This window comes from Nocardia sp. 348MFTsu5.1 (assembly GCF_000383535.1).
GTDB lineage: Bacteria > Actinomycetota > Actinomycetes > Mycobacteriales > Mycobacteriaceae > Williamsia > Williamsia faeni.
The window spans coordinates 350,779-363,646 of sequence record NZ_KB911514.1 but is presented as its reverse complement, the minus strand read 5'-3'; the positions used below and the strand labels follow the sequence as shown (position 1 = coordinate 363,646).

Sequence of the window (12,868 nt, the reverse complement as noted above, 5' to 3'; positions counted from 1 at the left end):
AGTCGCTGAACGCACCGGACTCGCGGGCCTGTAACCACTCTCGCACGGTCGCCCGGGTCAGGCTGTATTCACGCATCAACCGGGTCTTGGCGCCGCGCTGCACCGCTAGGTCCCAGCGTTGCAGGAACTCAATCCGGAACGCGACCGGGAACGAACGATAACCCTTCGCTGACCTCCCTATCGGCACATCGATCGGGGTATTCAACAAATCCATTGCACACTCCATCCCCACCACCCTTACCACTCCTGGTGTCTTACAACCAGGGTGGCAGGGAGGGTGCAACTGGTGGGTTTGCCTGGAACGGGTGGTTCTGTCGTTGGCTCGAAGGTGTAGCTGTCAGGCGTCGGCCGGTGCCTGCTGCTGCTTCGGTGCAGCCGGCTTGGCGTCGATGCCCGACTCCTTGCGCTGGTCCGGGGTGATGGCCGCCGGAGCGTCGGTCAGTGGATCGATGCCGCCACCGGACTTCGGGAAGGCGATCACGTCGCGGATCGATGGCTGTCCGGCCAGCAGAGCCGTGATGCGGTCCCAGCCGAAGGCGATTCCGCCGTGCGGCGGTGCGCCGAAGGCGAACGCGTCGAGCAGGAATCCGAACTTCTCCTGGGCTTCGTCGTGCGAAATCCCCATGATCTTGAAGACCAGTTCCTGGATGTCGCGTTTGTGGATACGAATCGAGCCGCCACCGATCTCGTTGCCGTTGCAGACGATGTCGTAGGCGTAGGCCAAAGCCGAACCCGGATCGGACTCGAGCACGTCGACCGATTCCGGCTTGGGCGAGGTGAAGGCGTGGTGCACAGCGGTCCACGCACCCGAACCCACGGCCACGTCGCCGCTTGCGGTGGCGTCGCCGGTGGGTTCGAACAGCGGTGCGTCGACCACCCAGGTGAACGCCCAGTCGCCGTCCTTGATCAGGCCGAGCTTCGAGGCGATCTCGCCGCGGGCCGCACCGAGCAACGCACGCTGAGCCTTGGCCGGGCCGGCCGCGAAGAAGACGCAGTCACCGGGGTTGGCGCCGACGTGGGCGACCAGACCGTCACGTTCGGCCTCGGACAGGTTCTTGGCCACCGGACCACCCAGCGAGCCGTCTTCCTGCACCAGCACGTAGGCAAGTCCCTTGGCGCCGCGCTGCTTGGCCCATTCCTGCCAGGCGTCGAGCTGACGGCGCGGCTGGCTTGCGCCACCGGGCATCACGACCGCACCGACGTATGGCGCCTGGAACACCCGGAACGGAGTGTCCTTGAAGTAGTCGGCGCACTCGACGAGTTCGATGTCGAAGCGCAGATCGGGCTTGTCGCTACCGAAACGACGCATTGCATCCGCGTAGGTGATCCGCGGGATCGGGGTCTGCACGTCGTAGCCGATCAGCTTCCACAGTGCGACCAGGATCTCCTCACCAAGCGCGATGATGTCGTCCTGCTCGACGAAGCTCATCTCGATGTCGAGCTGGGTGAACTCGGGCTGCCGGTCGGCGCGGAAGTCCTCGTCGCGGTAGCAGCGGGCGATCTGGAAGTAGCGCTCCATACCGGCCACCATCAGCAGCTGCTTGAACAGCTGCGGGCTCTGCGGCAGTGCGTAGAACGTGCCCGGCTGCAGACGTGCGGGAACCAGGAAGTCGCGGGCTCCCTCGGGCGTCGAGCGGGTCAGCGTCGGAGTTTCGATCTCGACAAAGTCCTGCTCCAGCAACACATTGCGCGCAGCCTGGTTGACCTTCGACCGCAAACGCAGTGCCGCACCGGGACCTTCACGACGAAGATCGAGGTAGCGGTACTTCAGGCGAGCTTCCTCGCCGGGGTTCTCGTCGAGCTGGAACGGCAGCGGCGCCGATTCGTTGAGAACAACCAGTTCGGTGGCGTTGATCTCGATCTCGCCGGATTCCAGGTTGGGGTTCTCGCTGCCGGCCGGACGCTGCTCGACGACACCGGTGACCTTGACGCAGTACTCGGCACGCAGACGGTGCGCAGGCGTGGCGACGGCCTCGTCCCGGAAAACGACCTGCGCGAGGCCGGTGCTGTCCCGCAGATCGATGAAGATCACGCCGCCGTGGTCGCGTCGGCGCGCCACCCAGCCGGTCAACGTCACGGTTTGCCCGGCGTTCGCGGCTCGCAGTGATCCGGCAAATTGGGTGCGCAGCACAATGGTCCTCTCGAAGCTGACGATTTTGTATCGTGCAACATCCTACGGCTGTCTCGTTCGGCCAAGAACGGCACTGCTCATGCAATGCTGGCCGCATGACTTTTCGAGGCGGCGGGCCGTTGAACACCGGCAACGTTTCAGGCGGAGGCGGCGGGCGCGGCAAACTCGCCATCGGCGGTGGAGCAGGCCTGATCATCGTCATCGTGGCAGCCCTGTTCGGATTGGACCCCAACGACCTCGGCCTGGGCAGCGACGGATCGAGTTCCACATCGTCGTCGCAGGACCAATCGGCGATCGACGAACACATCAGCAGCTGCACCATCGAGCAGGCCAACACCGACACGGTGTGCCGGATCGTGGCCACCACCAACAGCCTCGACGCAGTGTGGTCGGACATCATGCCCGGCTACGAACCACCCAAGACGATCATCTTCGAGGGCAGCGTCGACACCGCCTGCGGACCGGCCACCTCCGACGTGGGCCCGTTCTACTGCCCCGGAGACCAGACCGCGTACTTCGATCCCGCGTTCTTCGATGTGCTGAGTGGCCGGCTCGGTGGCGGCGACGGGCCACTCGCCCAGGAATACGTGGTCGCCCACGAGTACGGCCACCACGTCGAATATCTGACCGGCGCGTTGCAGCAGGGCCAGCGAATGGGCTCCGCCGGACCGACCTCGGGTTCGGTGCGGATCGAACTGCAGGCCGACTGCCTGGCCGGCGTCTGGGCGTCCCACGCGGACAAGGGTCCCGACGCGATGCTCGAACCGCTGACGCAGCAGCAGATCAACGATGTGATCAAGACGGCGAAGGCGATCGGCGACGACGCCATCGGTGGCGCTGCCTCCAATCCCGAAGGCTGGACACACGGGTCGTCCGATCAGCGGGTCCACTGGTTCAACGTCGGCTACACCACCGGTGATCCGAACTCCTGCAACACGTTCGAAGCCGCAAGCCTGTGATCCGGTCCAGTGCGATCGACCGGATCGCCGAAGAACATCTCGAGCAGTCCTGCGCTCTCAATCCGATCGAGGCCACGCACCTCGGGGTGACCGGGTACGACGATCGTCTGCCCGACTTCACCCCCGACGGTGAGGCCGAGAGGGTGTCCGCCCGGCGCGCCGCTCTGACCTCGCTGGCGGCAGCGACGATCAGCGACGACGTCGACCGAGTGACCGTCGCGACGATGTCCGATCAGTTGCGTCGCGCGCTGGCCGTCGACGACGCGGGGCTGCGGGTCGGCGAGGTGAACGTCATCGAGTCTCCGCTGCAAGGCGTCCGCGACGTCTTCGATCTGATGCCGACCACCACGCCCGGGGATCAGGACCTGTTCCTGGCCCGGCTGTCGCAGATCCCGTCCTGTGCCCGGTCGATCATCACCGGGATCCGCCATCGTTTGCAGACCGGTCCCCCACTGGTCAGCCGGCAGGTGAATCTGTGTGCGGCACAGGCGGACACCGCAACCGGGTCGATCTTCAGCAACGCCACCGCCATCGAGAGCACCGACAAATCAGGTTTGCTCGACGACCTGCGCGGGCAGGTGGGTGCGGCGATGACCGACCTCGCGGCGGTACTGCGCGATGAGGTACTCCCCCGCACCGTCGACGCCGATGCCGTCGGCCGCGATCGCTACCGACTCCATTCGGCCGAGTTCGTGGGCGCCGACATCGACGTCGACGATGCCTACGCCTGGGGTCTGGACCTTCTCGAATCAATTGTGGCCGAACAGGAAACGTTGGCCCAGCAAATCGCCCCCGGCGCCGGTGTGGCCGGCGCCCTCGAAGCGCTCAACAACGATCCCCGCTACCAGATGACCGACCGCGACGCTTTTGTCGCCTGGATGCAGGACCTGTCCGACCGCGCGACCGAAGAGGTCGGCCGGCTGCACTTCGAGATCCCGGCAGAACTCACGGCGCTGGAGTGCCGCCTGGCACCGGCGGCGACCGGGGTCATCTACTACACGATGCCCAGCGAAGACCTGAGTCGTCCGGGCCGCATGTGGTGGTCCGTGCCGCCGCAGCAGCAGGTCTTCCACACCTGGCAGGAGACCACGACGGTCTTCCACGAAGGTGTCCCCGGCCACCACCTGCAGCTTGGATCGGCGATGGTGAGCCCCGAACTGAACCGGTGGCGCAAACTGGCCTCGTTCACCTCCGGCCACGGCGAGGGCTGGGCCCTCTACGCCGAGCGGCTGATGGGCGAGCTGGGCTGGCTCGACGATCCGGGCGACCGGATGGGGATGCTCGACTCACAGCGTCTGCGCGCCGCCCGCGTCGTCGTCGACATCGGCGTCCACTGCGGTCTGACCGCACCCGCCTCGGTGGGCGGCGGTACCTGGGATGCCGACAAGGCCTGGCAGTTCCTGACCTCCGCGGTGGCGATGGACAAGACCGTCCTGCGGTTCGAACTCGACCGGTACCTCGGATGGCCCGGGCAGGCTCCGTCGTACGCACTGGGACAACGGGTCTGGGAGAAGGCGCGCGACGACTACCTCCGCCGCGATCCCACCCGTTCGCTGAAGGATTTCCACCGCAAGGCACTCGCGCTCGGCGGTGTCAGTCTCGATGTCCTGCAGGCAGAACTGACCTGACCTACCCCGCAAACACGCACCCCCGCAAACGAGCCGGAAATACGAAGACGAGCCGCATATTTGTGGCTCGTCTTCGTATAAGTGGCTCGTTTGGGGGTGGGGCGCAGCTAGCCGGGTGGGTTCTCGGCTGTCGGGAACTCCGGTGTGTGGGCCTGACTTCCCCAGGTCCGGCCGGTGTGCGGGGCCGGCGCCGGATCACCGTCGACGGTGAGGGTGCAGGCGGCCGTACCAGTCGCCATCACCACACCCATCAGGATCGCCGCCCACCGGCGCCTCGCCCCCACGGCCACTATCCCTGGGCCAGCGCCGAATTGATGTGTGTCACAACCTCATCGAGCGCAACGCGCTGCTGCTCTCCGTTGGACAGGTCCTTGAGTTCGACCTGACCGTCGGTGAGTTCGTTCTCACCGAGCACCAGCGCAAACCGCGCACCCGAGCGATCGGCGGCCTTCATCGCACCCTTCAGGCCCCGTCCGCCGTAGGCGATGTCAGCGCGGATGCCGGCCGCCCGGAGACGGCCGGTGATCGCGACCAGCTCATCTTTGGCTGCCTCACCCATCGGGACCCCGAACACCTCGCAGCGCGCATCGCTGACGGCGGCAATGCCTTCGGCCTCCAGCGCGAGCACGGTGCGGTCGACGCCGAGGCCGTACCCGATGCCGGACAACTCCTGCTTGCCACCGAGCTGCTTCATGAGCCCGTCGTAGCGACCACCGCCACCGATGCCGGACTGCGCGCCGAGACCGTCGTGCACGAACTCGAACGTGGTCTTGGTGTAGTAGTCGAGGCCGCGTACCAGTCGCGGGTTCTTCTCGTACGGAACACCGAGACGATCGAGGTGCCCGATCACCGCGTCGTAGTGTTCGCGTGCCGAGTCCGACAGATAGTCGATCATCAGCGGCGCCGATGCGGTCGCCTCGCGAATGTGCGGGCGCTTGTCGTCGAGGACGCGCAGCGGGTTGATCTCCGCCCGACGACGGGTTTCTTCATCGAGGTCGAGCCCGAAGAGGAACTGCTGCAAGGCTTCCCGGTACTGGGGTCGACACGTGTCGTCGCCGAGCGAGGTGATCTCGAGACGGAACCCGGTGAGGCCGAGACGACGGAAACCCTCATCGGCGATCGCGATGACCTCGGCGTCGAGTGCCGGATCGTCGATGCCGATCGCCTCGACACCGACCTGCTGCAGCTGCCGGTAACGACCGGTCTGCGGCTTCTCATACCGGAAGAACGGTCCGTTGTACGACAATTTGACCGGCAGTTGCCCACGATCGAGGCCGTGCTGGATCACTGCCCGCATGACGCCGGCGGTGCCCTCAGGCCGTAGCGTGACCGAGCGATCGCCGCGGTCGGCGAACGTGTACATCTCCTTGGAGACGACGTCGGTGGATTCACCGACACCACGGGCGAACAGTGCTGTGTCCTCGAAGATCGGGAGCTCGATGTGCGAGTACCCGGCGAGCCGCGCAGCCCGCGTCAGGGTGTCGCGGACCGCAACGAACTGCGCAGACTGCGGTGGCACATAGTCCGGTACACCTCGTGGAGCCTGGAATCCGGCATTCACAGCCCGTGACGTCCCTTCTTGGGTAGATCGGCCGCACCTGACGCGGTCAGGTCGGCAAGGAATGGGTTGGTGGCGCGTTCGCGACCGATGCTGGTCTGCTCGCCGTGGCCCGACAAGACCACTGTGTTGTCGGGCAGGGGCAGCAGCCGGTCGGCGATCGAGTCGAGGAGTTGCTGATGGCTGCCATTGGGCAGATCGGTGCGCCCGATCGAACCGGCGAACAGCACATCACCTGAGAAGCACACCGGCACAGTGCCCTCGGGGGTGTCGACGTCGATACCGAAAAGCACTGAACCCAGGGTGTGACCGGGCGCGTGGTCGACGGTGAACGTCAGACCCGCGACGTCGACCGGTTCGCGGTCGATCAGTTCGATGACTTTTTCGGGCTCCCGGAACTCCGTGTCACCGATGATCGACGACATCGCCCGCCCGATTCCACGGCCCGGATCGGCCAGCATCGGCCGGTCGTCGGGATGGATGTAGGCCGGGATGGCGAATTCGTCACAGAGTTCCGCGGCATTCCAGGTGTGGTCGAGGTGGCCGTGGGTCAGCAGGACGGCCACCGGGTTCAGCTGATGCTCGGAAAGTATCTCTCTGACCGCCGGTGCCGCATCCTGACCTGGGTCGATGATGATCGCATCGTTGCCGGGTCCGCTCGCCACCACATAACAGTTGGTGCCGAACATACCGGCGGGGAAACCCGTGATCAGCATGGTCTGTTCTCCTGGGTCGTAAGGGCGTTTCCCACCATCATCCCAGCACGGCCAAACCTTGTTCGCCACGGCCGTGTGTTCAGGTCCGCGCCTTGTTCGGCGCGCCCGGGCATCGCCCGTATAACGTGCTCTCAGCAAGTGCTGGCAGACTCGCATCGGTGTCCCACACCGGGGCGCGGGCAATCGTAAGACTTCGACGGAGGTTCTCGGCAGTGGCGAGCAACAACGAGCAACGACGGCAAGCGGCAAAACGCAAGCTGGAGAAGCGGTTGGAGCGGCAGCAGCAGGAGGCACGCAGGCGCAAGCTGATCATCATCGGCAGTTCGGTGGCCGTGGTCGTCCTTGTTGCCGCGAGTGTGACCGCGTTCGCCGTCAAAAAGGTGTCCGACGACAACGAGAAGGCGCGCTGGACCGCCTGCGCGTACACCCCGAACGACGCAGACCCGCTGGCGTCGTTGCCGGCGATCGAAGAAGTCCCGGAAGAGCAGCACGCCGAGTACCTCAAGTACAAGGAAGAGCTCACCGCCGGAATGGCCAACAAGCGCACCACCCCGATGCCCGGTGACAAGCAGCTCAAGAGCGGAACGCTCGACGCGGTGTTCGCCACCAGCCAGGGTGATCTGCCCATGACGCTCGAACGTGAGGGTGCGCCGTGCAACGTCGGCGCCTTCGAGACGCTGATCAAGGCCGGGTTCTACAACAACACCACCTGCCACCGCCTCACCACCGAGGGCATCAAGGTGCTGCAGTGCGGCGATCCGACTGCGACCGGTGCCGGCGGACCCGGATGGCAGAGTCCCGATGAGGCGCCCACGAACCTCGCACCAGCAGCCGGCGACACCACCGGCCAGTCCGTCGTCTACCCGCGTGGCACCATCGCCGTCGCCAACAGCGGCAAGGAGAACACCGGCGCCAGCCAGTTCTTCATGGTGATCCAGGACAGCACGCTGGCACCGAGCTACTCGGTCATCGGTACGGTCGACCCCGCCGGACTCGCGGTCCTCGACAAGGTCCTGGCCGCCGGCGTCCAACCCGGAACCGACGGTGCCCCCTCCGCCGACGGCAAACCCGTACTGCCGGTCGATATCTCCACCGCGACCATCACCAACTGAGACCGACAGACTCGGCCGCCCCGATCCCGGGCGGCCGAGTCTGTCGTCCGATTGATTCCGCGCAGTTTGATTTCGAGCAGTTGGATCAGGCGGCCGAGGTCACCCGGTAGACGTCGTAAACACCTTCGACATTGCGCACGACGTTCAGTACGTGCCCGAGGTGCTTGGGATCACCCATCTCGAACGTGAACTTGCTGATGGCCACCCGGTCACGACTGGTGGTCACCGACGCCGACAAGATGTTGACCCGTTCGTCGGCGAGGACCCGCGTCACGTCAGACAGCAAACGTGAACGGTCCAGCGCCTCAACCTGAATGGCGACCAGGAACACCGACGACGGTGAGGGCGCCCACTTGACGTCGATGATCCGCTCGGCCTGCTCGCGCAGTGACCCGGCGTTGGTGCAGTCGGTGCGGTGCACACTGACGCCGCCGCCGCGGGTGACGAACCCCATGATCTCGTCGCCCGGGACCGGGGTGCAGCACTTGGCCAGTTTCGCGAGCACACCTTCGGCACCCGGAACCACCACGCCGGCATCACCGGTCTGTCGGACCGGCGACGGCATCGTCGACGGTGTGGACCGTTCGGCGAGTTCCTCTTGCGCGGCCTCGATACCACCGAGCTGGGCAACCAACCGGCTGACCACGTGTCGCGCCGACACATGGCCTTCGCCGACCGCGGCGTACAACGCCGAGACATCGGCGAAACGCAGCTCGCTGGCGATCGCACTCATCGAGTCGCTGTTGAGGAGGCGCTGGATCGGAAGTCCGCCGCGGCGAACCTCTTTGATGATCGCGTCCTTGCCGGACTCGAGTGCCTCTTCGCGACGTTCCTTCGCGAACCACTGCCGGATCTTGGCCGTCGCCCGCGGGCTGACGACAAAACCCTGCCAGTCCCGCGACGGACCCGCTGTCGCAGCCTTCGAGGTGAATACCTCGACCACTTCGCCGTTTTCGAGCTTGCGCTCCAGCGCGACAAGTCGCCCGTTGACCCGCGCTCCGATGCAGCGGTGACCCACCTCGGTGTGCACCGCGTACGCGAAGTCGACCGGCGTCGACCCCATCGGAAGGGTGATCACATCACCCTTCGGGGTGAAGACGAAGATCTCCTTGACCGCCAGGTCGTAACGCAGCGATTCGAGGAACTCTCCGGGATCGGCTGCCTCCCTCTGCCAATCGAGCAACTGACGCATCCACGCCATGTCGTCGACCTCTGCGGACTCCGATCCCGCCTTGGTGCCGTTCTTTCCCCGGGTCTCCTTGTACCGCCAGTGCGCCGCGATGCCGAACTCGGCGGTGCGATGCATGTCGCGGGTCCGGATCTGCACTTCCAGCGGCTTGCCCTCGGGACCGATCACCGTGGTGTGCAGCGACTGATACACCCCGAACCGGGGCTGGGCGATGTAATCCTTGAACCGGCCCGCCATCGGCTGCCAGAGCGAATGGACCACGCCCACAGCCGCATAGCAGTCGCGGAGATCGTCGCACAGGATGCGCATGCCGACCAGGTCGTGGATGTCGTCGAACTCGCGGCCCTTGACGATCATCTTCTGGTAGATCGACCAGTAGTGCTTGGGCCGGCCCTCCACCGTCGCGGTGATGCGCGATGCCTCGAGTGACTTGATGATGTCGGCGCGCACGCGCGCCAGATAGGTGTCGCGCGACGGTGCCCGGTCGGCGACCAACCGGACGATCTCCTCGTATCGCTTGGGATGCAGGATCGCAAAAGCCAGGTCCTCGAGCTCCCACTTGACCGTTGCCATACCGAGGCGGTGGGCGAGCGGGGCGATGACCTCGAGCGTCTCCCTCGCTTTGCGGGCCTGCTTCTCGGGTGGGAGGAAACGCATGGTCCGCATGTTGTGCAGCCGGTCGGCCACCTTGATCACGAGCACCCGCGGGTCGCGGGCCATCGCGATGATCATCTTGCGGATGGTCTCGGCCTCCGCGGCATTACCCAAGGCGACCTTGTCGAGTTTCGTGACGCCATCGACAAGGTGGGCCACTTCCTGCCCGAAGTCTTCGGAGAGCTGTTCCAGCGAATAGCCGGTGTCCTCGACGGTGTCGTGCAGCAATGCCGCGACCAGGGTCGTGGTGTCCATCCCGAGGTCGGCGAGAATGGTCGCCACGGCCAGCGGATGGGTGATGTACGGGTCGCCGGACTTGCGGAACTGACCGCTGTGGCGTGCCTCTGCGGTGTCGTATGCCCGTTGCAGCACAGCGACGTCGGCCTTGGGGTAGATATCGCGGTGCAGGGCGACCAGGGGCTCGAGAACGGGCCGGATGGAACTCTTGGTCGCTGTCATGCGACGGGCGAGGCGGGCGCGCACACGCCGCGACGCCGACGTCGATACCGCGGCGCCACCGGTTTTCGGTTCCGACTCTTTGTCACCGGTGGTCACCGATGCAGTCTTGGAAGCCTCATCAGCCATCTGTCACCTCCGTTGTCGCCAAGACTAGTCGTCTCAGCCCGGCGCCAGCGCCGAGATGCCGACGTTGCCGCAGGCCGCGCTGACCGCCTCGCGCCCGCCCAGTCCTTCGAGTTCCATCACCACCGCGATCGAGACCGGGATCGCACCGGCCTGCTTCAGCAGTTTCACCGCTGCGATCACCGTTCCACCGGTGGCCAGGACGTCGTCGATGACCAGGACACGGCGTCCGGTCAGATCCAGCCCGTCCGCCGGGATCTCCAGGCTGGCCGTGCCGTATTCGAGCGTGTACGTCTCGGTCAGCACGGGCGGTGGCAGCTTGCCGGCCTTACGCATGGCCAGCACGCCGGTGCCGAGCTGCAGAGCGACACCAGATCCCAACAAGAATCCGCGGGCATCGATTCCCGCAACGAGGTCCACCCCGCCGACGCCCCCGGACGCCAGCCCCGCAATCACCGCACGCAGTCCCTCGGGATCAGCCAGGACGGGCGAGAGGTCCTTGAATTGGATTCCCGGAGAAGGGAAGTCGGCCACCTTGCGGGTCAGTCGCTCGATCACCGCAAGGGCGTCGTGGCCGATCGCGCTCTGACTGTTCATCTGGTGTGTCCTCAATGTCGTTCGTTCAGCTGTTGGTCAACAGCCACCGGTCGATATTCCATCCCGCGCCCGTTCTGGACATCCCCACCACCACATTGTTCATATTGTCCCCCACCAGTCTCGTCCGCGCCTCCACAAACAGCGGCAACACCGGCATGTCGCGCCACAGCAGCGATTCGATCTCGCGCAGCAACGGGAGCCGCTGCGCCGGCGGCACGGTCACCGCGAGCTGTTCGATCAACGCCGACACCCGCTCGTTGTCGTAGCCGCCGACGTTGATCGGCTCACCGCGCACGAATGCGTAGCTGTCGCGGGTCGGATCGGCAGCACCGGTGGCCGCAAATCCGTTGCCGGAGGCGGTGATCAGGATATCGACGTCACGCCCGAGACTGGCCGGACCGATCTGCGGGCCCGCGTTGTCGGTGACGGTCACACCGGCACGACCACAGCTCGCGGCGATCGCCGACACCATCTGCGCCCGCCGGCTGTCCGGCCCGACATAGCCGATGCGCACGACCAGCTCCGGTCTCCCGGCACGGGCGGCGGCCAGTTCTCGGCCGGCCCGTTCGGGATCGGCCCGCACATACTCTCCACCGAACTGGGCATTCACCGAATCTGACAACAGGTCGTCCGGGCCGAGGATGTGATAGTTGGCAACCTGGGCTCCCCGACCGAATTCGCGCGCCAGACTGTCGCGGGGAATGCAGGCGGCAAATGCCCGCCTCACGGCGGCATCGGCGAACACGCCTCCACGCGAAAAGACCAGACGTTCGACACCCAGCGACGACATCGTCACCACCTGCGCCACGGGAGGAAGCGATTCGGCGTTCGCCTGGACGCGGGGCGCAGGATCGACGCCGTAGGCACCGGTCGCGATGTCGAGGACATCGACGGACCCGGCGTCTCCCCCGGCGATCTCCTCGGTCATCTCGGTCTGCCTCGGCCACACAGTGATTCGATCCGTGGCCGGTGGATCACCCCACCAGCGAGTGTTGGCGGTCAGGACCAGCCCGTCATCGTGGGTGTACTCCTGGACCCGCAGCGGTCCCAGCGCCGGATATGGGTCGGGCCCGACCTCCCCGGGCAGCAGCTTCCACGCCCCGTTCCACACCCGGGCCAGTTCGGCCTTGGCACTCGGGTCGGATCCGGTGATGACGTCGACGACTGACGAAATGCCCATCTTCGCGGTGATCACCTGGGGTGGCAGTAAGGTGCCGGCGCCGAAGAGCGCCTTCCAATCCTTGTATGCGCGACCGCTTTTGAACGTGACCGACGCCGTCCGGGCTCCGGCCTGGCAATCGACACTCTCGATGTCGCGATATCCGGCAGTGGTGTCCACGTCGAACCCGCCGACGGCGCCACTGTGCGCCGCCCACGCCAGCATCAACGCGTCACAGGTCAAAGGCACTCCGTCGCTGTACACGGCCAGCGGATTGACCTGATACCGGACAACCAGCCGCCCGGTGTCGCTGTCGGTCACCACCGCGGTACCGATGTCGGTGTCCGCGAGAACGCCGCCGTCGGGTCCCAGGTAACTGAAGCCCGGGAGTACCCGCGACAACGCCATCAGCGAACCCTCGGTGGACCCGCCCAACGATCCCGGGTTGTATGTCGTGACCGCGCCATCGATGACGTAGTTGACGGTGTTCACCGGCGGGTCCGAGCAGGCCGTGACCGACCCCAGGACGCATGCCCCCGCGATCGCCATCGCCAGGAACCCATGGCTTCTCATCGACGTGAGG

Annotated in this window: 10 protein-coding genes and 1 pseudogene; 3 read left to right on the top strand and 8 right to left on the bottom strand. The window is 65.8% G+C overall.

What is annotated here, in order from left to right; genetic code table 11:
• Together H290_RS0114290 and aspS are read right to left on the bottom strand one after the other, a co-directional pair.
• Window positions 1–214, bottom strand: a pseudogene (locus H290_RS0114290) (hypothetical protein); the annotation flags it as partial.
• 123 nt (window positions 215–337) lie between these two features.
• Complete coding sequence (aspS, locus tag H290_RS28615; RefSeq protein ID WP_020107492.1) at window positions 338–2,131, bottom strand: aspartate--tRNA ligase; 1,794 nt, start codon at window positions 2,129–2,131, stop codon at window positions 338–340.
• 95 nt (window positions 2,132–2,226) lie between these two features.
• On the opposite strand from aspS, the gene H290_RS0114280 reads away from it, so the two are divergent.
• Window positions 2,227–3,090, top strand: a complete 864-nt coding sequence (locus tag H290_RS0114280) for a neutral zinc metallopeptidase (protein WP_020107491.1) — start codon at window positions 2,227–2,229, stop codon at window positions 3,088–3,090.
• Complete coding sequence (locus tag H290_RS0114275) at window positions 3,087–4,718, top strand: DUF885 domain-containing protein (protein WP_020107490.1); 1,632 nt, start codon at window positions 3,087–3,089, stop codon at window positions 4,716–4,718. The genes H290_RS0114280 and H290_RS0114275 overlap by 4 nt, the downstream gene beginning before the upstream one ends.
• A gap of 107 nt (window positions 4,719–4,825) precedes the next feature.
• Here the strand turns inward: H290_RS0114275 and H290_RS0114270 are convergent, their stop codons facing one another.
• From H290_RS0114270 to H290_RS0114260, 3 genes are read right to left on the bottom strand one after another with little or no spacing between them, the layout of a single operon-like run.
• On the bottom strand, window positions 4,826–5,002 hold the full coding sequence (locus H290_RS0114270) for a hypothetical protein (RefSeq protein WP_155976845.1): 177 nt from the start codon (window positions 5,000–5,002) through the stop codon (window positions 4,826–4,828).
• A gap of 5 nt (window positions 5,003–5,007) precedes the next feature.
• A complete protein-coding gene (hisS, locus tag H290_RS0114265; RefSeq protein WP_020107488.1) occupies window positions 5,008–6,279 on the bottom strand; it encodes a histidine--tRNA ligase in 1,272 nt (423 codons plus the stop codon).
• The gene (locus H290_RS0114260; protein ID WP_020107487.1) at window positions 6,276–6,992 is read right to left on the bottom strand and encodes an MBL fold metallo-hydrolase; all 717 of its coding nucleotides are present in this window, start codon (window positions 6,990–6,992) and stop codon (window positions 6,276–6,278) included. The genes hisS and H290_RS0114260 overlap by 4 nt, the downstream gene beginning before the upstream one ends.
• A 212-nt stretch (window positions 6,993–7,204) precedes the next feature.
• On the opposite strand from H290_RS0114260, the gene H290_RS0114255 reads away from it, so the two are divergent.
• Window positions 7,205–8,104, top strand: a complete 900-nt coding sequence (locus tag H290_RS0114255) for a peptidylprolyl isomerase (RefSeq protein WP_020107486.1) — start codon at window positions 7,205–7,207, stop codon at window positions 8,102–8,104.
• Between the two features lie 85 nt (window positions 8,105–8,189).
• Here the strand turns inward: H290_RS0114255 and H290_RS0114250 are convergent, their stop codons facing one another.
• From H290_RS0114250 to H290_RS0114240, 3 genes are read right to left on the bottom strand one after another with little or no spacing between them, the layout of a single operon-like run.
• Window positions 8,190–10,532: a bifunctional (p)ppGpp synthetase/guanosine-3',5'-bis(diphosphate) 3'-pyrophosphohydrolase gene (locus tag H290_RS0114250; RefSeq protein ID WP_020107485.1), complete on the bottom strand. Its 2,343-nt coding sequence runs from the start codon at window positions 10,530–10,532 to the stop codon at window positions 8,190–8,192.
• Between the two features lie 33 nt (window positions 10,533–10,565).
• Window positions 10,566–11,126, bottom strand: coding sequence for an adenine phosphoribosyltransferase (locus tag H290_RS0114245; protein WP_020107484.1), 561 nt, complete (start codon window positions 11,124–11,126; stop codon window positions 10,566–10,568).
• A gap of 25 nt (window positions 11,127–11,151) precedes the next feature.
• Window positions 11,152–12,858, bottom strand: coding sequence for an ABC transporter substrate-binding protein (locus H290_RS0114240; RefSeq protein ID WP_036518898.1), 1,707 nt, complete (start codon window positions 12,856–12,858; stop codon window positions 11,152–11,154).
• Window positions 12,859–12,868: the final 10 nt, after the last annotated feature.